The sequence below is a fragment of the Paenibacillus sp. NPDC058898 genome, assembly GCF_049316025.1.
Lineage (GTDB): Bacteria > Bacillota > Bacilli > Paenibacillales > Paenibacillaceae > Paenibacillus_AQ.
This window is the reverse complement of the sequence record NZ_JBMOSM010000016.1, coordinates 67,398-86,473: the sequence shown is the minus strand read 5'-3', so window position 1 is coordinate 86,473 and position 19,076 is coordinate 67,398. Positions and strand designations below refer to the sequence as shown.

General features: G+C 48.3%; 24 protein-coding genes. 21 read left to right on the top strand and 3 right to left on the bottom strand.

The window, feature by feature from the left end; genetic code table 11:
* Positions 1-45 precede the first annotated feature (45 nt).
* The 8 genes from ACOZB4_RS29335 to ACOZB4_RS29300 all read left to right on the top strand — a co-directional run bounded on the left by ACOZB4_RS29335 (position 46) and on the right by ACOZB4_RS29300 (position 7,217).
* On the top strand, positions 46-720 hold the full coding sequence (locus ACOZB4_RS29335) for a phosphoribosylanthranilate isomerase (RefSeq protein ID WP_379414604.1): 675 nt from the start codon (positions 46-48) through the stop codon (positions 718-720).
* On the top strand, positions 717-1,913 hold the full coding sequence (trpB, locus tag ACOZB4_RS29330) for a tryptophan synthase subunit beta (RefSeq protein ID WP_379414603.1): 1,197 nt from the start codon (positions 717-719) through the stop codon (positions 1,911-1,913). Before ACOZB4_RS29335 ends, trpB begins: the two co-directional genes overlap by 4 nt.
* On the top strand, positions 1,910-2,716 hold the full coding sequence (gene trpA, locus ACOZB4_RS29325; protein ID WP_379414602.1) for a tryptophan synthase subunit alpha: 807 nt from the start codon (positions 1,910-1,912) through the stop codon (positions 2,714-2,716). Before trpB ends, trpA begins: the two co-directional genes overlap by 4 nt.
* Positions 2,717-2,756: 40 nt before the next feature.
* Positions 2,757-3,854 carry a histidinol-phosphate transaminase gene (hisC, locus tag ACOZB4_RS29320; RefSeq protein WP_339292981.1) on the top strand — a complete coding sequence of 366 codons (1,098 nt, stop codon included), beginning with the start codon at positions 2,757-2,759 and terminating at the stop codon, positions 3,852-3,854.
* A 55-nt stretch (positions 3,855-3,909) separates the two neighbouring features.
* Positions 3,910-4,998, top strand: a complete 1,089-nt coding sequence (locus ACOZB4_RS29315; RefSeq protein WP_179090573.1) for a prephenate dehydrogenase — start codon at positions 3,910-3,912, stop codon at positions 4,996-4,998.
* A 411-nt stretch (positions 4,999-5,409) separates the two neighbouring features.
* Positions 5,410-6,003 carry an RNA polymerase sigma factor gene (locus ACOZB4_RS29310; RefSeq protein ID WP_076321323.1) on the top strand — a complete coding sequence of 198 codons (594 nt, stop codon included), beginning with the start codon at positions 5,410-5,412 and terminating at the stop codon, positions 6,001-6,003.
* Positions 6,000-6,602 (top strand): anti-sigma factor family protein, encoded by a 603-nt coding sequence (locus ACOZB4_RS29305; protein WP_379414601.1) that lies wholly within the window; start codon positions 6,000-6,002, stop codon positions 6,600-6,602. Before ACOZB4_RS29310 ends, ACOZB4_RS29305 begins: the two co-directional genes overlap by 4 nt.
* Before the next feature lie 27 nt (positions 6,603-6,629).
* Complete coding sequence (locus ACOZB4_RS29300) at positions 6,630-7,217, top strand: histidine phosphatase family protein (RefSeq protein ID WP_379414600.1); 588 nt, start codon at positions 6,630-6,632, stop codon at positions 7,215-7,217.
* 85 nt (positions 7,218-7,302) lie between these two features.
* On the opposite strand, the gene ACOZB4_RS29295 is transcribed toward ACOZB4_RS29300, so the two are convergent.
* On the bottom strand, positions 7,303-7,758 hold the full coding sequence (locus ACOZB4_RS29295) for a hypothetical protein (protein WP_076320979.1): 456 nt from the start codon (positions 7,756-7,758) through the stop codon (positions 7,303-7,305).
* Between the two features lie 153 nt (positions 7,759-7,911).
* The gene (locus tag ACOZB4_RS29290; RefSeq protein ID WP_379414599.1) at positions 7,912-8,670 is read right to left on the bottom strand and encodes a methyltransferase domain-containing protein; all 759 of its coding nucleotides are present in this window, start codon (positions 8,668-8,670) and stop codon (positions 7,912-7,914) included.
* Between the two features lie 363 nt (positions 8,671-9,033).
* Here ACOZB4_RS29290 and ACOZB4_RS29285 point away from each other — a divergent pair, with 363 nt between their 5' ends.
* The 8 genes from ACOZB4_RS29285 to ACOZB4_RS29250 all read left to right on the top strand — a co-directional run bounded on the left by ACOZB4_RS29285 (position 9,034) and on the right by ACOZB4_RS29250 (position 15,029).
* Positions 9,034-10,185 (top strand): hypothetical protein, encoded by a 1,152-nt coding sequence (locus ACOZB4_RS29285; RefSeq protein WP_379414598.1) that lies wholly within the window; start codon positions 9,034-9,036, stop codon positions 10,183-10,185.
* Positions 10,186-10,297: 112 nt separating this feature from the next.
* Positions 10,298-10,477, top strand: a complete 180-nt coding sequence (locus ACOZB4_RS29280) for an IDEAL domain-containing protein (protein ID WP_006209497.1) — start codon at positions 10,298-10,300, stop codon at positions 10,475-10,477.
* A gap of 104 nt (positions 10,478-10,581) precedes the next feature.
* Entirely contained in the window at positions 10,582-11,007 is a 426-nt protein-coding gene (locus tag ACOZB4_RS29275; RefSeq protein ID WP_339292984.1) for a DUF2487 family protein, read from the top strand.
* 181 nt (positions 11,008-11,188) lie between these two features.
* A complete protein-coding gene (locus ACOZB4_RS29270) occupies positions 11,189-11,734 on the top strand; it encodes a ubiquinol-cytochrome c reductase iron-sulfur subunit (RefSeq protein WP_015734548.1) in 546 nt (181 codons plus the stop codon).
* A gap of 15 nt (positions 11,735-11,749) precedes the next feature.
* The gene (gene qcrB, locus ACOZB4_RS29265; protein ID WP_006209500.1) at positions 11,750-12,421 is read left to right on the top strand and encodes a menaquinol-cytochrome c reductase cytochrome b subunit; all 672 of its coding nucleotides are present in this window, start codon (positions 11,750-11,752) and stop codon (positions 12,419-12,421) included.
* Between the two features lie 21 nt (positions 12,422-12,442).
* Positions 12,443-13,330 (top strand): menaquinol-cytochrome c reductase cytochrome b/c subunit, encoded by an 888-nt coding sequence (locus tag ACOZB4_RS29260; RefSeq protein WP_379414597.1) that lies wholly within the window; start codon positions 12,443-12,445, stop codon positions 13,328-13,330.
* A gap of 139 nt (positions 13,331-13,469) precedes the next feature.
* On the top strand, positions 13,470-14,102 hold the full coding sequence (locus tag ACOZB4_RS29255; RefSeq protein ID WP_098743039.1) for a DUF1405 domain-containing protein: 633 nt from the start codon (positions 13,470-13,472) through the stop codon (positions 14,100-14,102).
* A 66-nt stretch (positions 14,103-14,168) separates the two neighbouring features.
* Complete coding sequence (locus ACOZB4_RS29250; protein ID WP_379414596.1) at positions 14,169-15,029, top strand: sporulation protein YpjB; 861 nt, start codon at positions 14,169-14,171, stop codon at positions 15,027-15,029.
* Between the two features lie 45 nt (positions 15,030-15,074).
* Here ACOZB4_RS29250 and ACOZB4_RS29245 read toward each other — a convergent pair whose 3' ends face one another.
* The gene (locus tag ACOZB4_RS29245; protein ID WP_076320986.1) at positions 15,075-15,944 is read right to left on the bottom strand and encodes a YitT family protein; all 870 of its coding nucleotides are present in this window, start codon (positions 15,942-15,944) and stop codon (positions 15,075-15,077) included.
* Positions 15,945-16,166: 222 nt separating this feature from the next.
* On the opposite strand from ACOZB4_RS29245, the gene ACOZB4_RS29240 reads away from it, so the two are divergent.
* Genes ACOZB4_RS29240 through bshB1 form a run of 5 tightly spaced genes read left to right on the top strand, consistent with a single transcriptional unit; the run spans position 16,167 to position 19,051 of the window.
* On the top strand, positions 16,167-16,496 hold the full coding sequence (locus ACOZB4_RS29240; RefSeq protein ID WP_076320987.1) for a nucleotide pyrophosphohydrolase: 330 nt from the start codon (positions 16,167-16,169) through the stop codon (positions 16,494-16,496).
* Between the two features lie 49 nt (positions 16,497-16,545).
* Positions 16,546-17,085 carry a tetratricopeptide repeat protein gene (locus ACOZB4_RS29235; RefSeq protein ID WP_071218386.1) on the top strand — a complete coding sequence of 180 codons (540 nt, stop codon included), beginning with the start codon at positions 16,546-16,548 and terminating at the stop codon, positions 17,083-17,085.
* A gap of 17 nt (positions 17,086-17,102) precedes the next feature.
* Positions 17,103-17,906, top strand: a complete 804-nt coding sequence (gene dapB, locus ACOZB4_RS29230) for a 4-hydroxy-tetrahydrodipicolinate reductase (protein WP_098743042.1) — start codon at positions 17,103-17,105, stop codon at positions 17,904-17,906.
* An 18-nt stretch (positions 17,907-17,924) separates the two neighbouring features.
* Complete coding sequence (mgsA, locus tag ACOZB4_RS29225) at positions 17,925-18,344, top strand: methylglyoxal synthase (RefSeq protein WP_098743043.1); 420 nt, start codon at positions 17,925-17,927, stop codon at positions 18,342-18,344.
* The gene (gene bshB1 / locus ACOZB4_RS29220; protein WP_339292987.1) at positions 18,344-19,051 is read left to right on the top strand and encodes a bacillithiol biosynthesis deacetylase BshB1; all 708 of its coding nucleotides are present in this window, start codon (positions 18,344-18,346) and stop codon (positions 19,049-19,051) included. The genes mgsA and bshB1 overlap by 1 nt, the downstream gene beginning before the upstream one ends.
* Positions 19,052-19,076: the final 25 nt, after the last annotated feature.

The following is a 19,076-nucleotide window of genomic DNA, read 5'->3' as shown; positions in this document are numbered from 1 at the left end:
ACCGACCTTTTTGAACACGCACATATAGAATAAAGGGGATATTAAGTGATGAGTACGGCGCTAAAAATATGTGGACTTCAAAGCGTTGAAGTGCTAAAATCTATGATAAACTTACCTGTGGATTATATCGGATTCGTATTTGCCAAGAGCCGGCGGAAGGTATCGCCGCAGCAGGCTGCGCAGCTTATTCAAGTATTGCGGGGATGGGATCATGACATGATTCCCGCCGCCGTCGGCGTCTTGGTTAACCCTGATTTGAATGAGCTGGAAGAGCTTCTACGAGAAGCAGCGCTCGACGTTGTGCAGCTGCATGGTCAGGAATCGCCGCAATTTTGCCGGGAAGTGAAGGAGCGCTTCCCGGTTTCCGTTTTTAAGGCGGTATCGATCGAGAGTGACCGCTCGGAAGCGGAACGTCTGTCAGCACTTGATCCGTATGCAGGCAGCATCGATGGATTGCTGATCGACACGTACGATCCGGTATATGGCGGAGGGTCTGGTAAGACATTTGCCTGGGATCTCATCCCACCTTACCAGCAGTGGGCGAAACGGCAAGGGATCCCCTTGTTTGTAGCCGGCGGATTGGATTCGGATAATGTATCGTATTTAATAGGTCAATACGCTCCGTACGGCGTGGATGTATCCAGCGGCGTTGAGAGTGAACCTGGCGTGAAGGACATAAACAAAGTGATTGCATTCGTAGAAAGGGTGAAGGGGAAATGACACAGCTTCCTGATCTTAATGGACGTTTCGGAGTGTTTGGTGGCCGGTTCGTACCGGAAACACTCATGAACGCTTTAATAGAGCTTGAACAAGAGTATAACCGCTTTTCGGAGGATCCTGCGTTCAAAGAGGAGATTGCTTATTTGCTTAAACAGTATTCCGGACGGGAAACGCCGTTATATTATGCCGAGCGGCTCAGCAAACACCTCGGCAAGGCTAAAATTTATCTGAAGCGTGAGGATTTGAACCATACAGGTGCACACAAAATCAACAACGCCATTGCTCAGGGCGTGTTAGCCAAGCGTATGGGCAAAGGCAAGGTCATTGCCGAAACGGGAGCCGGACAGCATGGTGTTGCCACTGCAACCGTGGCCGCTCTGCTCGGTCTCGAATGCAAGGTGTTCATGGGCGAAGAGGATACCAAGCGGCAGCAGTTGAACGTATTCCGTATGAAAATGCTTGGAGCCGAAGTGATTCCGGTGACGTCGGGAAGCCGAACGCTGAAAGATGCCGGCAATGAGGCGCTTCGCTACTGGGTCAGCAACGTAGAGGATACCTTCTATGTACTTGGCTCCGCAGTAGGTCCGCATCCGTATCCGATGATGGTGCGGAACTTCCAGCGGATTATCGGTGACGAGACCCGCAAGCAGATTCTGGAGACGGAAGGAAGACTGCCCGACGTGATTCTTGCGCCAATCGGTGGAGGGAGCAATGCGATCGGCATGTTCTACCCGTTCCTGGAAGATAAGGAAGTCGGTTTGATCGGTGTCGAAGCGGCTGGCAAAGGGGTAGATACCAATTTTCACGCGGCTACCATGTCCAAGGGGACCCATGGCGTATTCCAGGGATCGATGAGTTATTTGCTACAGGATGAGTATGGACAGGTTCAGGAGGCGCATTCCATTTCTGCCGGCCTTGATTATCCCGGCGTTGGACCTGAGCACTCCTACTTAAAAGATATTGAGCGTGTGCAGTATGTGCCTATAACCGACCAAGAGGCATTGGATGCCTTGCAGCTGCTATGCCGCACGGAAGGCATTATTCCTGCGCTGGAATCCGCGCATGCCGTAGCGCAAGCAGTAAAAATGGCGCCCGCGTGGACCGAAGACGATATCGTCGTCATTAATTTGTCCGGTCGCGGTGACAAGGACGTGGAGTCCATCATGGCTTACACGGGAGGGAAAACCGAATGAACCGAATTGACCAGACCTTTGCGTCGTTGAAACAACAAAACAAGACGGCCTTGATTCCTTATCTGACCGTTGGGGATCCGGACGTGAAATCGACGCTCGATATCATTCATGAGCTTGAAATTGCAGGAGTCGATATTATCGAACTCGGTGTTCCTTATTCTGATCCCCTCGCCGATGGCCCGGTCATCCAGCGTGCTTCCGAGCGCGCCCTGAAGAGCAAGGTGACCATTCGCACCTGCATGGAGACTGCGCGCCTGGCGAGAGAACGGGGCAGTAAGCTGCCGTTCATCCTGTTTACCTATTACAATCCGGTTCTGCAGACCGGACTGGATGTTTTCTTTGAAGAAGTGGTAAGGAATGATATCAGCGGGCTGATCATTCCGGATCTGCCGGTGGAAGAATCCGCAGAGATTCGGAAACGGGCTCATGCTGCGGACGTTCACCTGATTCCGTTGGTGGCACCTACCTCACATGAGCGGATTGCGAGCATCGCTTCGGAAGCGACTGGCTTTGTGTATTGCGTATCCTCGCTTGGCGTGACAGGCGAACGCACCGATTTTTATTCGGGAGTGGAAGCCTTTCTTCAAACGGTGAAGCAGTACAGCAACGTGCCCATCGCGATTGGCTTTGGCATTTCGTCCGGGGAACAGGTTGCCAGATTCTCGAAAATTTGCGACGGCGTCGTTGTTGGCAGTGCCATCGTGCGTCAGATCGAATCGACGATTCCTCTTCTTGAGAAGGAAGAGACAAGACAGCAGGGACTTTTGCAAATCAGGGAGTTTGTGGCACAATTAAAAGGTTAGTGTTGTCCATAGCAGTTATGAAAGGTGAGGCGAATATCGTATGAAACCAAAAGCGCAAATTGTTAATCTTCCTGTATATCAACCCGGGAAGCCCATCGAAGAAGTCAAAAAAGAATTAGGCCTGGATGTTGTCATTAAACTGGCCTCCAACGAGAATCCATACGGCTGCTCGCCGCGAGCAACCGAAGCGATTACCGCTGAACTCGGTACGCTCAGCTTGTATCCGGATGGAAGTGCGGCTGATTTAACGGCGGAGCTTGCTGAGCAGCTTGGTATTGAACGCAATCAGATTATTTTCGGATGCGGATCCGATGAAATCATCGCCCTCATTATTCGGGCGTTCCTGGAGCCGGGAGACGAAACCATTATGGCCGATCAGACCTTCTCGGTCTATAAAACGAATGCGGATATTGAAGGCGCAACAAGCATTGAGGTACCTCTGGTTAACGGGAAGCATGATCTGCCGGGCATGACCAAAGCCGTCACGGACAAAACCAAAATCATCTGGGTGTGCAATCCGAATAATCCGACCGGAACTATCGTTTCCGAAAGCGAGCTGGTATCTTTCTTGGATGAAGTCCCGGCTCACGTGATGGTTGTTCTCGATGAAGCTTATTTTGAATATGTAACGGACGCTTCGTATCCGGCCAGCATCAAGTTAATGGAACGTTATCCGAACTTGGTAATCCTGCGTACCTTCTCCAAAATATACGGCCTGGCTGCCCTTCGCATCGGCTACGGCATCGGGCAATCTGAGGTTATTTCCTTGATTAATCGGGTACGTGAGCCGTTTAATACAGGACGCCTGGCCCAAGTGGCGGCGAAGGCAGCCTTGAAAGATCAGGAATTCGTAGCTAAATGCCGACAATTGAATGCCGAGGGAATCACTTATGTCCAGCGGGAGTTTGATCGTCTTGGATTATCCTATTTCCCTGCGAACGGTAACTTTATCATGGTGGATGTGAAGAAGCCGGGCACCGAAGTGTTCAAGTCCCTGCTAAGTAAAGGCATTATCGTACGTCCGGGATTTGAAGTTTACCCGAACTACATTCGCGTAACCGTTGGCTCTGAAGAACAGAACAAGGCTTTCATCGGCGCATTGGAACAAGTGCTCCAGGAAGTGAATGCTCCAGCCTAATCTAATGACATAACAATAATCGCAGCTTGAAACGAGTGAGAGAGAGAACATGACCATGCAAATTTCTATATTCGGCGTCGGCTTGATCGGCGGTTCGTTAGCATTAAATTTCAAAGGAAAACCAGGCATAACCGTGACCGGTTATGCCCACACGCAAGAGTATGCCGACCAGGTTATCGCCAAGGGCGTTGTCGATAAAGTTACGCTTTCGGTAGAAGAAGCTGCCCAGGGCGCGGACATTATATTTTTGTGTGTTCCGGTAGGAAGTCTCGAGATGTACATAAAACGTCTGAGTGAATTGCGGCTTAAAACCGGATGCATTATTACGGATGTAGGCAGTACCAAAGCGAGTATTGCCGAATGCGCATCCCAACTTGCGCTGAAGGATGCCTACTTTATCGGAGGACATCCGATGGCTGGTTCGGAAAGATCCGGTGTAGGCGCTGCCTCCACCGTATTATTCGAGAATGCATATTATGTGCTTACTCCGCCGGATGAAGTCCCTCAGGAGAAGGTGGACGTACTCGTAGAGCTTCTATCGTATACGCGTGCACACATTGTAAAGGTGGAGCCGAGACTGCACGATGAGATTGTTGGAGCCATCAGTCATCTGCCTCATGTGATCGCAGTGGCTTTGGTCAACCAGATCAGCTCCTACAATGACGATAATCCGTTATACCGTACGCTGGCTGCAGGCGGCTTTCGGGATATTACCCGTATCGCTTCAAGTGACCCGGTCGTTTGGCGGGACATTCTATTAAATAACCGCAATGTCATGCTGCCGCTTTTACGAGACTGGAACGAAGGAATTCAGCGTTTCATGGATATGCTGGAGTCGAAGGACGGGCCAGCTATTGAAGAGGCCTTCCGCAGAGCGGGGGAATTCCGCAGCGTGCTCCCAGAGCGACGGAAGGGGATGATTGTATCCCAATACGATCTGTATCTGGACGTGCCTGACCATCCGGGTATCATCGGCCGCATAGCGACGGATTTGGGGACAAATAGCATCAACCTCAGCAACATGCAGATTATCGAGAGTCGGGAAGATGTGCCGGGCGTGATGCGGCTTTCCTTCCGCAATGAAATTGAGCAGGAGCGGGCTAAGGAGCTATTGTTGTCGCAAGGGCACTCGGTGTACCAGTAATTTTTCCGGTTGTTTTTAAACAACCGGAAATAAATGCGTTTTCAGTGTTGACAAAATGAAAACGTATACATATAATAAAAGTACAGTATGGTTTCTCTCCACTCCTATCCAAAATATTGCACTGTGTGCAACCGCCTTCAATGTTGAAGGCGGATTTTTTTTGTCCTTTTTCCTATCAGTGGGAAATCTACTGCCACAAACCTGAACTTTTCTCCAATATGTGCTATAATGCTAGAGTGCTAGTGTAGAAGATTTGGGGAAATTGCCAAATACATAGAATAGTCAGACATCTTGAGGCGTAACTATATATGGTTTGACGGTACTTTTGCACAAATCCTTGATCATTGCATCCGTGGAGATGTATTGGACAGGGAAGAGGCACCGGATGGTGAAGGAGGAACGAAAAATCATATGACGGATTCCCAACTAATCCAAGAAATTAAGCAAGGCAACACCGAACTTTATTCCGAATTAATGCGGCGTTATCAGAGAAAAATATTAGCATTTGTCTATCATATGTTAAAAAGTTCGCACATGGAGCTTATGGCTGAAGACTTATGTTCGGAAACATTTTATAAGGCTTTCCGGAGCTTGCACTCATTCCGGGAAGTGGATGCATCCTTCTCGACCTGGCTCTATACGATTGCCCGCAACACCGTGCTCAGCGAATTGCGCAAGCATCGAAGCGGCACATTGCCGTTGGAGGAGAGCGGGGTCGTGCCAGTGGCTCCGATGGAAGTTGCTCCGGAGCAGGCCATACTACGCAGTGAACGAGTACATATGGTAAGGGAAGCAATAAATAATTTACCGGAGAAACAGAGGTCGGCGCTGATTCTTCGGGAGTATGATCAACTGGATTATCAGGAAATCGCAGATATTTTAGGTCAAAGTGTCAGTTCGGTTAAGTCGTTGTTGTTCAGAGCTCGCGGCAGTGTCAAAATTCAGCTCGAACCCTATTTTTATGAGCCGGTTTTTGAGGATCTGAGAGGGATGAAGAATAGATGACTTGCGATGAAGCCCAAGAGCTGATGGAAACTGTCTGGGATTTGCCGGACAATGATCTGCGGCGACAACGGCTGATCGCACATGTTCAAACCTGCAGCTCATGTGCAGCGGAGTACGAAATGTGGGTGGAAAGCCAGAACATGGTTCATGTTCTGGAGCATGAGATCCCCTACATGGACGCTGAACAGATCAACCGAAACGTGATGGACCGCATTTATCGTGATTTCCCATGGCTGGTGGAGGAAACGTCTAAGAGTCGGGCGGTAAGCCGAGTGTTCCGCAAACGGCTGACACTTATGATTGCCGGTTTTTTGGCTCTGTTTGTATGCAGCTTCGTTTATTTTGCAGCGACTGGCAACCAGCCGAAGCCGGTTCCGGAAGCGGTAACGACAGGGATAATCCCTACAGGGGTGGCTGACACGGCCCAAACCCTGAACACTAAGGACGATTATAACATTCCGAAAACCAACAGCGGCATTATTGATCCTTTTGTGGTTGATATGAGCCCGACTCAGCCAGAATATTGGATGATACTATCCTTATTGGGCATCGGATTCGCCATGTTTTTCCTGAAGAAGTTAAATCGGGTCCGAAGATAAAAAGTGGTTAGAATGGAGGAGATGCGCATGCAAATCGGCTTGGTTCGTCATGGATTAACGGACTGGAATGCGTTAGGCAAAATCCAAGGTCAAACGGACATTCCACTGAATGAGGAAGGCCGTCGTCAAGCGCGTTTGCTTGGGGAAAGACTTCTGCAAGAGCCTTACCGATGGGACTTTGCGGTTAGCAGCGGACTTTCCCGTGCTGAGGAAACAGCAAAGATCATCTCGTCCATGCTGAACATTCCATTGATACCACCAGATAATCGTTTGCGCGAGCGCAAGTACGGTCAGGTGGAAGGGTTGACAGCGGAAGAGCGTGAATCGCGGTTTGGTGCCGATTGGCACCTGCTCGATTTGGGACAGGAGACGGATCTGGAGCTTCAATCCAGGGGGCTTGTCTTTCTGGATGATATGTGGCATAAATACCCGGATGCCAATATTCTGGTTGTCAGCCACGGTGGTTTTTTAGCGCAGCTATATAAGCTGGTGTGCCGCGGCGTCCTGAGCGAGCGGATCGGCAATCTGTCGCTCACCGTCCTGGAGAGAAAAGATGATGACTGGTCTCCCTTGCTGTTTAACTGTACCAAACATCTGTTGACAAAACAGTCGTAGCATGGAGCTTCATGAATAGTAAAAAGAGCCTTCCCGCGGGAAGGCTCTTTTTGTATCTATACTGGCGGTAGCTGACGGCCTTTTACTATATAGTCACACACGAATCGGTCAGTTCAAAATACCACTCTAGGAAGGAGTTAAAGCTTTCCCATTGCGATTTCAATTTACCAGCAAAAAAATCCTCCATCGGCTGGCCCAATCCTAAGCCTAACACTTCGTCTGCGTTCTTATTATAAAAAAAGCCGAACTCTCCTTCAAAGCTATCCAACGGAATATATTCTTCAGGCAGGTTTAAAACGACATGAGTTCTATCCACGCCTAACATATAATCCGAAGAATTGATCATAAACCAACAAATCTGATAAATTTCACGTCGTCTACTATAGAAAGTCGGACCATCCTCTGCATGCAAATAAAACGCAGCAAAATCTGAACTCAAATCGATGCCTAACTTTACTAATGCGTGTTCATACTCCTCTGCAATGTCTTCAAACCACCAGTTTTTGCTTTTGCAATAATGGATCACTTTTTCCGATAGCATCTCGACTGCTCCTCCGATATAAAATAAACGATCAGAATGGTTTCCTAAGCATATCACATCGCCTTTTCTATCGTTGTTCGTATCTTGCTAAATTACGCTTTATAAGTCATTCGGGTACAGTCGATAAAATGGATAACTATATAGGACAAAGTTTTACGCTTCTGCTACTATAATAAACCGATGCTGCTGCACCTCGAAGTAGCCCTTCGTTCGGATAACCTGATGAACCTGATATAAAGGTTCGAGGTGGCGTTCCACCGTAAAATCAGGAATCTGCCAAGGGATCGCCTGTAGGTAATAGATCAGTGCACCGATGTCGTAAAACCGCTGCGGTGAAAAGTCCTCCCGGCTGAAGGTGACGTTGAAACCGTGATCCTGCAGCTCTTGAACAGCGGTTCCCAGATTCCAATGAGCGAACTCTTCATTCAAGGGAACGCCAAACCACTCGTTGATGCCATAACAGTCGGTTCCTCCGGATTGCTGGGTTACGAACACGCCATGATCGTTTAGAATCCTTTTGATTTCCGGCACGGAATAGGATTCATGCTGATTGATGATCAGATCAAAAAAATGATCCTTTAACGGAAGTGAGGAATCTTCTTCAAAATAGACAACCTTTACGCCAATCGGTTCAAGTTTTTGCTGTGCAATCGGTACGTTTGGTTTATAGCCTTCGGTTGCATAGACCGTTTCCGGCAGTGGCTGGAGAGAGGATAAGAACTCTCCTCCGCCCGTACCCATGTCCAGCATCGTAGCGGCATTTCGCATCAACGGAATTACCATGCTGCCCAAAGACCAGGGGAGAGCATGGGACTGCATGCGGCCTGAAGCCGTAATTCGTGAGAAGTCCCATCCTGAAAATTGTTGATCCATATCTTGAATAAAGGCCATAAATTCTGCTTCTTTTATCATTTCACATATCCTCCAAGCTTTTATAATGAATGGTACTTTCATTTTTATAAAAAGCTCTTAAGGGAGGCCCTCGAATTCGATTTGCACCTAGTTATATCTCATGTTCTGGAGTTCTCATGATTTTATTCCTCCTGTAGTGATTGAATAATTCCTTCATATAAAGCGGTTTTTTATTTGATTTAGATGTAATACATTATATGTAAATTCTCTGCAACACTTAGTAAGTATTCTATCATTTAATAAGAGAGCATAGTCATTTCTATATACAAAAAAACAAAAAATATTTCGTTAAACCGAAGCGTATCAGGTATCAAATGTCTCAAACCTTCCCATAATGGTTGTAAAACGGCGAGGCGATGGAAGATGAATCTAGCGGATATGCTCACATATGCCGATATTGGACAGCTTAGCAATATAGCGAATCACTATGATTGTGACGCTAAGCGGAATTCAAAGCACGAACTGATCCAGAGTATTCTGTCCAAGCTCGGACGCAGAGAGTTTTTCGAGGAGCAGGTCAGCAGCTTGTCACCAAGCGATTTGCGTTTTCTGAACAACCTGGCATTTGACACTCGAACAGGCTACAGTCTGGAAGAATTGACGGCTGCGATCCGTCATGCGGCGGAATTGGAGGAGAAGGATGATCAAGCCTCTTCGAACAAGAAAGCTACCGCAGCCAAAACGGAAAGTCCGCGTGAGGCGGTCGCACGTTATCGCCGAAGCGGCTGGTTGTTTAACGGTTTTACCCATTCCACCAAGTATTTGTTTCAAGTGCCATCGGATTTGAAGGAGCGGTTTCGTGACGTGCTTCGGGAGCGGCTTCATCAAAATCTGCAGCGATTAAGTGATGACCCGGAAGCGTACCGGGATGAGCAGGGACTAGCCGCAGAAGATCTCATGCTGATTCTTAAATATGTCGGCAGACATGATATTGAGTTGAATCAGGAAGGATTTATGTATAGGCGAAATCAGCAGCAGCTCATGAGTACGCTGCATATAACGGAACCGCCCATTACCAAGGGAGCATGGCGGTTCGGGTATGGCCGCTCTTGCATTGAATATCCCGATCGGTTTGCGCTGCTGTACGATTATGCTTACGCTAAAAAATGGATCAGGGAAAACAATGCCCGGTTGATCCTCACCGAAAGTGGAACTGCGTTTATGGAGGAAGGAAATCAAGTTAGCGTGATACAGATATTCCGCTTTTGGTTAAGACTTTATAAAGGCGCAATTCCCAATATCTCTTCTCTTGTATACTGGATCAGTCAATGCGCAAGAGATTGGGTCACCGCAGCCTCTCTTTACGAATCGCTGGGCTGGCTAATCCGTCCTTTCTATTATGACAGTCCGCAAAATATTTTGGAGCAGCGGATTATCCGTATGCTAATGCATTTGGGGATGCTCAGAATAGGGGAGAGTCAGAGCATGGGAACTTCGTACAAAATGACCGCGCTTGGCCTCAAGGCCGCGGAAGCCGGCATACATATCGGCGATTCGAAAGATTTGATCCTCTAGCATGGTTGTTTGGTTACATTTATTTGCAGCAGCCGTAAAAATTTTTGAAAGTAAAGTATTTAAAGGGAAAGAATATAAGGTATACGCAAATTTAGTTTGGAGGTGCATCCTAATGGATAAGATGAAGGTTACTTACGAGGTTATGTTAGGTCTGGCGGCCGAAATGGTGTGGGACGAAGCATTGCGCAAGCATCGGAGTGAAGAGCTGTATAAAGAAATTGATGAAGCGCTGGCTTCCGGCGACGAAGTGGCTTTCCGAAACCTGACGGATGAACTGAGGACTTTGAATTGAAGAAATGCTTCATCGCATTTCTTCTTTTTTTTTGCTTTGCCCGTCCTTCCACTCGTATAATGATAACAAAATGATGATGAGTGAGCAGAAAGGATGTACCTTGCATGAAATTTAGTGAAGTAGACGAGCAGACTTGGCCGGAACTAAAACCTTTTTTGGATACGTGCCTCATTCCGTTTACCGGATTATCGGGTTCGGAAACGCCATGGGAGGCTACAGCTGCGCTTGAACGGCTGCGGGATTTTATGGATTTGGCAGAAATTCCGTTTAAGGGAAGATTGGTTACATATCCTGCTATACAATATGGAAATACTGAAGATATAAAGCTTCTAAATGAAGTTTGTCACAATGTCAAATCGATCGGGTTTAAATTTGTTGTTATCATGACAGCGGATGTTGAGCTCTCTAAAGAGGATGTGCCTGAAAGTACGCTTGTACTGTCCCGGCGCAGGTTGGAAGGCAATGAAGGTATCCCCCTCTCAGCCACCGTTTCCGGACAAATCAGTGAAATGTGGCAGCAGGAAAGCTAAGTTCAAATGTGACAAAAAACCAACAATTTGCGAAAGGGCTATTGGAAGCGAACCCAAATTTGGGGTTCAAATTCTTGACGGTCTTGGGTGCCTAAGATATTATTAGTATGTCCTAGTAAGTCGTGTGATTTTAATCATTGATGACACTTAAGAACGGTTGACAAAGGGGGTTGAACACAGAATGAGCAGCAACCACAATGACGAGCATGAAGAATCGCACAATCCACCCCGACAGAAAGAGATGTCCCGCAGACAATTTCTTACATACACGTTGGGCGGTGCCACAGCTTATATGGCTGCTGGAGTAGTTTTGCCAATGCTTCGCTTTGCCGTTGATCCGATTCTTCAAAATAAAGAAGAAGGGTCTTTTGTAAAGGTCGCGGAAGAGAGCAAAATTACTAACGATCCACAGGAATTCCATTTTGAGCTCAAACAGCAGGACGGCTGGTACAACAGTACAGCTACTTTGACGGCGTGGATTCGTAAGAACGATCAGGGTGAAATTGTAGCGCTTTCACCAATTTGTAAGCATTTGGGATGCCTTGTTGGATGGAATAACAACAAAAATTTCCCTGATGAATACCACTGCCCTTGCCACGGTGCGCGTTATACACCGGACGGTAAGAACCTGGCAGTCGCGCCGAAGCCGCTTGACCAGTACGAGACGAAAATCGAGAACGGCTGGATTTACCTCGGCGCCATCGTGCCAAATACCGTAGTTAAATAGGAGGCGTAGATTCAGATGTTGAAGAATGTCTACAACTGGATTGATGAACGTCTCGATATCACGCCGATTTGGAGAGACGTTGCAGATCACGAGGTACCGGAACACGTAAACCCGGCGCATCATTTCTCCGCGTTTGTGTACTGTTTCGGCGGCTTGACGTTTTTTATCACAGTCATCCAGATTCTGTCGGGGATGTTCCTGACGATGTATTATGTACCGGATATCATAAACGCTTACAACAGTGTTGAGTACCTGCAAACACAGGTAGCCTTCGGACAAATTGTCCGCGGCATGCATCACTGGGGCGCCAGCTTGGTAATCGTGATGATGTTCTTGCATACGATGCGCGTGTTCTTCACAGGCTCATACAAAGCGCCGCGTGAAATGAACTGGGTTGTTGGTATGCTCATTTTCTTTGTTATGCTCGGTCTTGGTTTGACAGGTTACCTGCTGCCATGGGATAACAAAGCTTACTTCGCTACAAAAGTTACATTGGAGATTGCGAACTCCGTACCTTGGCTTGGACCTATCATTAAAGAATTGCTGCAAGGCGGTACGATCGTAGGTGCCGAAACGTTGACGCGTTTCTTCGCGATTCACGTATTCTTCCTTCCGGCTGTCCTTCTTGCTCTATTGGTAGGACACTTTATCATGATCCGCAGACAAGGTATTTCCGGTCCACTATAAGAAGAAGGGAGGCGCATATTTATGGCACATGGTCATAAATCTGATGAGAAAGTAGTTTATGTCGGCGATTCGCGTGTGAAAAAAGGCAGCGGTTGGGTTACGCCGCCGGATTACACCGCTTATCCCGGCAAATCAGAAGCGTTCATTCCTAACTTCTTGTTGAAGGAATGGATGGTTGGTGTAGTTGTATTGGTCGGTTTCCTTGTGCTGACCATCTCGGAGCCGGCTCCGCTCGGTTATCCGGCGGATCCGGGAGCTTCTGTAATTCCGATGCCGGATTGGTACTTCCTGTTCCTGTATGAATACCTGAAGCTTCCATACGCTTCCGGTGATTATGTAGTACTGGGTACCCTTGGCGTTTCGGGCGTTGCCTTTGGCGCATTGCTGCTTGTTCCTTTCCTCGATACAGGGAAAGAGCGTCGCTTTTACAGAAGGCCAATTACTTCGGCACTTATGATTTTGTCGTTGCTGGCAGTAGTCTATCTGACGAATTCAGCATGGACGCACTATGTGCATGAGCTGGAAGCTACTGGACAGAAGCCTGAGCATATCCAGCGTGAAGAAGAGGCGGAAGAGAAACATGCAGCTGGTCTACCAACGACTAGTGGCAAGCATGCTGAAGACAGTGTTGTAGCGATCGTTGATAAGGATAATCCCGCGATGGAAACCTTTAAGACAGCTACTTGTATTTCTTGTCATGCTGCAGATTTGAAAGGCGCATCTGGACCGTCGCTTCGCGGTGTTGGGGATATCCTCACCAAGGAAGAAATCGTGGCTATTATTGAAAATGGCAAAGGTGGCATGCCGCCTATGAAAGACCAGGCTTTAAGCGCTGGTGTAACCGAAGCAGAACTTGACCAGCTGGCTGATTGGCTTGCAAGCCAAAAGGCAGAAGCAGCTGCAGAGTAAGATGCATAGAAGAACCTGACCGAATGCGGTCAGGTTCTTTTTTAAATGTTGTACATAGATGAAATATATGCACAGTTTAGGTATAATCGGCATTAGTCGTAAAAGTAAGAATAGAAGGAACAGGACAGGAGGACGGAGCTTGTCGATTTCGTATTTTTGGAGCCGAGAATTTCTAAGCAAGCGATCGATTCTCTGGCTGCTGCTCATCTGCAACATCCTTGGAACGATCTATGGATACATATGGTACGGGGGGCAAATGGTCGATACGGTGGATCATGGCTTGCTATGGCAGGTCATATTCGTCCCGGATAGCCCGACGGCCAGTTTATTCTTCAGTTTGGCGCTTCTGCTGCTCCTCTACCCGCCTCGGGGGCTTGGGGGCTCTTTGTTTCAGCAATTCATTGAGGCGCTGGCGGTCGTGACATCAGTGAAGTATGGGATTTGGGCTGTTGCCATCATATTTGCCGGACAAGCCCAAGGGGATGTGCTGGGATGGCAGGATTGGATGCTCGTCGCTTCGCATACGGCAATGGCAGTGGAAGCGTTATTGTTCGTACGATTGTTTCATTATCGCTGGACAGCGCTCACCGGGGCCATTGCCTGGACACTGCTGAATGATACCGTAGATTATACGTACGGCGTATTTCCTTGGCTGCCGGGGCAGTTATATGACGACCTATCAGCGGTCGAGCTGTTTACTTATCTTTTGACTCTTTTCAGCGGTTTTGCCGGCTGGATCTTCATGAAATATGGGAATTCCAAACAACGTTAGCTGTTTAGGTTATACAGTTCTATGAGCATCCCTTCTGCCATACATATACGGTAGGAGGGATGTCCCATGTTTCGAACCTTTCCGAAGCTCCTGCTGTGTCTGTTTGCACTGCTTATGCTGGTTACTGTCAGCATGGGTGATCCTGTTGTGAGGGCTACCCCGGCAAACGGACAGTCGGAGACTTCGCCCGCTGCATCCATACAGGCTAAGGCGCTGAACAAGGAAGTGGAGCAGCTATACCGCCATGTGGAGGAAGGCAATGTACAAGCCGTGCTAGAGGATGTTCGCCGGGTATCCGGGATGTTTGAGGCTTCGTCATTTCAGGGATTGACCGGTGTAGAAGGAATTCATGCGTTGGCTGAGAGCATTTTGGAGATGAAAGAAGCTACGGCAAGGGCCACGCAGGAGCCGCAGCACTGGATGGTGTCCGCAGGAAAACTCCGAATGGCAACCGATAGCCTGATTCATACCAGAGATGCGTTATGGCTGCAATATTACAAGGTCATGCGTGAAGACCTGAGGGTCATGGGGGAGTATGCCATCCAGCAGGATCAGGCTGGCATGAGACGAGCGTATGACAGCCTGAGTGAACATTATGAACTCATCCGTCCTTCTGTTGTCATACAGCGAAAGCCTGAGGAGGTTAACATGATGGAGTCCTGGATTTCTTATGCCGGGGGTCTGGTGTCATCTGGGGACACAGCTCAGGTGCAAAAAGTGGTTCCGCAGGGTGAGGAAATGATCAATACGCTGTTTGGCAAGAAAAAGGATGAGCCCGCCCTAGCTCCGCTGGGAGAGGTCAAGGAGCCATGGACGTGGCAGCTGGTCATCGGGGCTTTCATTTTGGCGGCATTAACGTTTGCGGGATACCGCAAATACCGAGGTCAGTTGTATAGCGCAAAACCCATGTTCCCTCGCAAAATGTAGGCGGGAATCCATAGTTGTTCCGATTGAGGCCCGGTGCAAACCGGGCTATTCTTCTTTAAATCCTTCGCCATGCACATCATTGACATCATTAATGATAATAAATGCCCGAGGGTCCAACGATTTGGCGATTCCCGTTAGGCGGCGAATTTCCTGCCTCGATACGACGCAGTATACCATATGTTTGGCTTGCTTGGAGTAGGCGCCGATGGCCGGGATTAGTGTTACTCCGCGCTCCATCTCGGTTGATATGCGATGGGCAATATCGGGTGCGTGATCACTGATGATGGTGAAGGCTTTGGCGGCATAAGCCCCCTCCTGTATGAAATCGATGACCTTGGAAGCGATGAATACGGCAACGAGGGTATACAATATTCGCTCGAGCGGGATAAAGAATAAAGAAAGCCCGATGATCAAGATATCAAGAGATAGAATGATCTGTCCCATACTGAAACCGAATTTTCGGTTGATGATTCTGGCAATGATGTCTGAACCGCCTGTCGTCCCGCCGAACCGGAACACAATGCCGAGTCCGGCGCCCAATGTGACACCTGCGTAAAGCGCAGCAAGAATATAATCCTGCTCGGTCTGAAACGGTACAACATAGCCGCGATCGATCAAAGCTTCAAACAGCCACAGAAACAGGGTTAATGAGGCGATACCGAGACCTGTGTAAATCGACTGGCGTTTACCGAGGATTTTCATGCCGACCAAGAATAACGGGATATTGAGCACCATAGTTGAGATGGACGGCGATATGTTAAAGGCATAGTTCAGCAGTACGGTAATGCCGGTGACGCCCCCCTCCATGAGTTCATTCGGAATGATGAAATACAGAAGGCCGAATGCGTAAATGGCGGAACCGGCGATGATCGGAATGATGGTATGAAGCTGATTTAACAACTTGGACGTTTTCATAAGACCCCTCACATTTCCAATTGTGGATATTACCCGTATGTCAGGTTGCTTGTACCTGCTTAGTATGTGCCGATCATGTTCCAGCCATAAAAAATTATTTGTTTTCAAATCCGCTTTACGATAACATAGGTTTAAAACCAATCGCTCGTCATAAGAGAATGCTGCTTACAGCTTGGATATTGCAAGTTGGGGCAGACTGCGCAGTGAAGGGAGTTATAGGTCTTGGAAAAATCAATGGCTGAAATGCAGCAGGAAGTCGATCAATACATATCACAATTCAAGGAAGGTTATTTCAGTCCTTTATCCATGATGGCCCGGATGTCCGAAGAGGTGGGCGAACTCGCCAGAGAGGTTAATCATCAGTTCGGTGAGAAGCCGAAAAAGGCCGATGAAGCAGACAATTCCATCGAAATGGAACTTGGAGATATATTGTTTATTACGATTTGTTTTGCCAATTCCCTTGGCATCGATCTCGCGGAAGCGCACGCTAAAGTCATGCATAAATTTGCGACGCGTGATGCTGATCGTTGGACGAAAATAAACACCGATTAGGCTGCTGCTACATATGCTGTACCAAACCCGCTGTGGGGAGGGACAGCCCGTGAAACCTGAAAGTTATATACAAAAAGCATATCGATGCATCCTTCAAAATGATTTCGAAGAGGCGTTACGTTGGTTTGAGCAAGCGATCATTGCGAATCCGGGAGATGCCGAAGTGCATTACCGATGCTCCATTACCTACGGCAGAAGCAATAAACTGGAAATGGCGATTACTCACGCGGAGGAAGCCGTGAGGCTGCAGCCGGACAAACCGGAATATGCGCTTCACTTACAGCATATCAAAGCGGCAGAGCTGGTGCAGCGTGCCAGAAAAATGGTGGAGAATCGCAAGGATGTGACCAAGTCTGAGCTCTATCAGGCCGTGTCTCATCTGAAATCAGCCGTAGCGATGGACCCTTTGTACGCTCAAGCCTACGTGTGGCTTGCTCTGGTCTATAGCGAACTCGATGAGCATGCGCGCGCCATTTCTACACTAAAAGAGGTCATCTCATTGTACCCGCAGGAGAGTGGGCTTCAGCATATAATGGAGGAACTCAAACAGCGCTTGAAATCATATATGCAGGATACAGCATCGGATTGAAAGTGAGGACATGTACAATGGCAAACAAATGGACAGTTGCGGTCGTCGGTGCCGGCGGCCGTATGGGTAAAGAAGTAGTGAAGCTTGTTTTGGGCGATGAGGAACTGGAACTGGTTGCCGCTGTGGGCCGATCGGATGAAGGTGCTGATGCAGGGACGCTTGTGGGTCTTCCTGCCTGCGGCATTACGGTGACATCCGATCTGGAGATGGCGTTGGTCGAATCGAAACCAGATGTTATGGTTGACTTTACAGCACCGCAATTTGCCTATAGCAACACGGCTCTGGCCATTAAGCACGGCGTCCGTCCGATCATGGGCACTACCGGCTTCACGCCAGAGCAAATCGAAGAGTTGGACAAGCAGTGTATGGAGCAGAATATTGGCGGTTTAATCGCACCGAATTTCTCCATCGGAGCGATCCTGATGATGAAGTTTGCAGCTGCAGCAGCAAAATATTTGCCCCATGTTGAAATCATTGAAACCCATGGCGACCAGAAGCTTGATGCGCCATCCGGAACATCGATCAAGACAGCGGAAATGATTGCCGCAAACCGCGAGGAAATCCGGCAAGGCAATCCAAAGGAAGAAGAGGTCATTGAAGGCGCCAGAGGCGGGTACTATAACGGCTTCCGTATTCACAGTGTTCGTCTGCCGGGTGTATTTGCTCAGCAGGAAGTTATATTTGGCGGTTACGGACAAAGCTTGAAGATCCGACATGATTCCTATGAGCGTGCAGCTTATATGCCGGGCGTGAAGATGGCTATAGAGAAAGTAATGGGGTACACCGGCTTGGTCTATGGATTTGATCATTTTATCGACTAACATAGGGGAGAAATTACTATGAATATTTCATTTATCGCTCATGACCGTAAAAAAGAGGAAATGGTCAACTTCGTTATTGCTTATGAAAATGTATTCGAAGATCATAATCTTTACTCGACGGGAACGACGGGGACCCGTATTATGGAGCAAACCAAACTCAGCATTCACCGTTTCGCTTCGGGACCGCTTGGTGGTGACCAGCAGATTGGCGCGCTTGTTGCGGACAATGAGATGGATCTCATCATTTTTTTGCGGGATCCTTTGATGGCACAACCTCATGAACCAGACATTAATGCACTCCTTCGTCTGTGCGACGTGCAGGGAATTCCACTTGCTACCAATGTGGCAACGGCCGAGATTCTTGTTAAAGCGCTGGACCGTGGCGATTTTGCATGGCGGGAACTCGTTCATAAATACAAACCGGGTGTGGATAGCTAATGAACAGCCAACTGGACATCTTAATCTTCGGAGCACACGCTGACGATGCCGAGATCGGAATGGCAGGAACGATTGCGAAGCATACAGCAGCTGGATTGTCGGTCGGGATCTGCGATCTGACGGAGGCTGAGATGTCGTCGAACGGCACCGTCGACATTCGCAAGCAGGAGGCTGAGCAAGCAGCCCGGATTTTGGATCTTACGGTCCGGACGAATTTGGGACTGCCGGACCGCGGTTTATTTGTGACGCCGGAGAATATTGAACGGGTCACGGCCGAGATTCGCAAGTTTTCCCCCTCGATTGTGTTTGCTCCCTACTGGGAGGATCGCCATCCGGACCATGTGGCTTGCAGCCGTTTAGTTGAGGAAGCGGTATTTAATGCCAAGCTTCGTCGTTATATGCCTGAGCAGCCACCGGTTAAGGTGGACGAGCTTTATTTTTATTTCATTAATGATATCGGAAGAACGGATCTGGTCGTTGACGTTACGGATCAGTATGCCGTTAAGGAGCAGGCCCTGTCTTGTTACCGTTCCCAGTTCCAGAAGGCTGAAGAAAATGCAGTCTCTACCCCGTTGACTGAGGGGTACATCGAGCGTGTGCGGGCCAGGGATTCACTGCTTGGAGCGCGCAGGCTTATTCCTTATGCAGAAGGTTTCGCTTGTAAAAGTCCGTATGTTGTTCATCTATTCGGCTCCAAGCAGGCATAATATATAGAGGCGTACGTAAAGGAGG

Coding starts and splice junctions, on each gene's coding strand:
- ACOZB4_RS29295 (WP_076320979.1), bottom strand. CDS start 7,758: ATGCTATCGGAAAAAGTGATCCATTATTGCAAAAGCAAAAACTGGTGG.
- ACOZB4_RS29300 (WP_379414600.1), top strand. CDS start 6,630: ATGCAAATCGGCTTGGTTCGTCATGGATTAACGGACTGGAATGCGTTA.
- ACOZB4_RS29285 (WP_379414598.1), top strand. CDS start 9,034: ATGAATCTAGCGGATATGCTCACATATGCCGATATTGGACAGCTTAGC.
- ACOZB4_RS29250 (WP_379414596.1), top strand. CDS start 14,169: ATGTTTCGAACCTTTCCGAAGCTCCTGCTGTGTCTGTTTGCACTGCTT.
- qcrB (WP_006209500.1), top strand. CDS start 11,750: ATGTTGAAGAATGTCTACAACTGGATTGATGAACGTCTCGATATCACG.
- ACOZB4_RS29305 (WP_379414601.1), top strand. CDS start 6,000: ATGACTTGCGATGAAGCCCAAGAGCTGATGGAAACTGTCTGGGATTTG.
- ACOZB4_RS29280 (WP_006209497.1), top strand. CDS start 10,298: ATGGATAAGATGAAGGTTACTTACGAGGTTATGTTAGGTCTGGCGGCC.
- ACOZB4_RS29270 (WP_015734548.1), top strand. CDS start 11,189: ATGAGCAGCAACCACAATGACGAGCATGAAGAATCGCACAATCCACCC.
- trpA (WP_379414602.1), top strand. CDS start 1,910: ATGAACCGAATTGACCAGACCTTTGCGTCGTTGAAACAACAAAACAAG.
- ACOZB4_RS29260 (WP_379414597.1), top strand. CDS start 12,443: ATGGCACATGGTCATAAATCTGATGAGAAAGTAGTTTATGTCGGCGAT.
- ACOZB4_RS29275 (WP_339292984.1), top strand. CDS start 10,582: ATGAAATTTAGTGAAGTAGACGAGCAGACTTGGCCGGAACTAAAACCT.
- ACOZB4_RS29310 (WP_076321323.1), top strand. CDS start 5,410: ATGACGGATTCCCAACTAATCCAAGAAATTAAGCAAGGCAACACCGAA.
- ACOZB4_RS29315 (WP_179090573.1), top strand. CDS start 3,910: ATGCAAATTTCTATATTCGGCGTCGGCTTGATCGGCGGTTCGTTAGCA.
- ACOZB4_RS29290 (WP_379414599.1), bottom strand. CDS start 8,670: ATGATAAAAGAAGCAGAATTTATGGCCTTTATTCAAGATATGGATCAA.
- ACOZB4_RS29245 (WP_076320986.1), bottom strand. CDS start 15,944: ATGAAAACGTCCAAGTTGTTAAATCAGCTTCATACCATCATTCCGATC.
- trpB (WP_379414603.1), top strand. CDS start 717: ATGACACAGCTTCCTGATCTTAATGGACGTTTCGGAGTGTTTGGTGGC.
- hisC (WP_339292981.1), top strand. CDS start 2,757: ATGAAACCAAAAGCGCAAATTGTTAATCTTCCTGTATATCAACCCGGG.
- dapB (WP_098743042.1), top strand. CDS start 17,103: ATGGCAAACAAATGGACAGTTGCGGTCGTCGGTGCCGGCGGCCGTATG.
- mgsA (WP_098743043.1), top strand. CDS start 17,925: ATGAATATTTCATTTATCGCTCATGACCGTAAAAAAGAGGAAATGGTC.
- bshB1 (WP_339292987.1), top strand. CDS start 18,344: ATGAACAGCCAACTGGACATCTTAATCTTCGGAGCACACGCTGACGAT.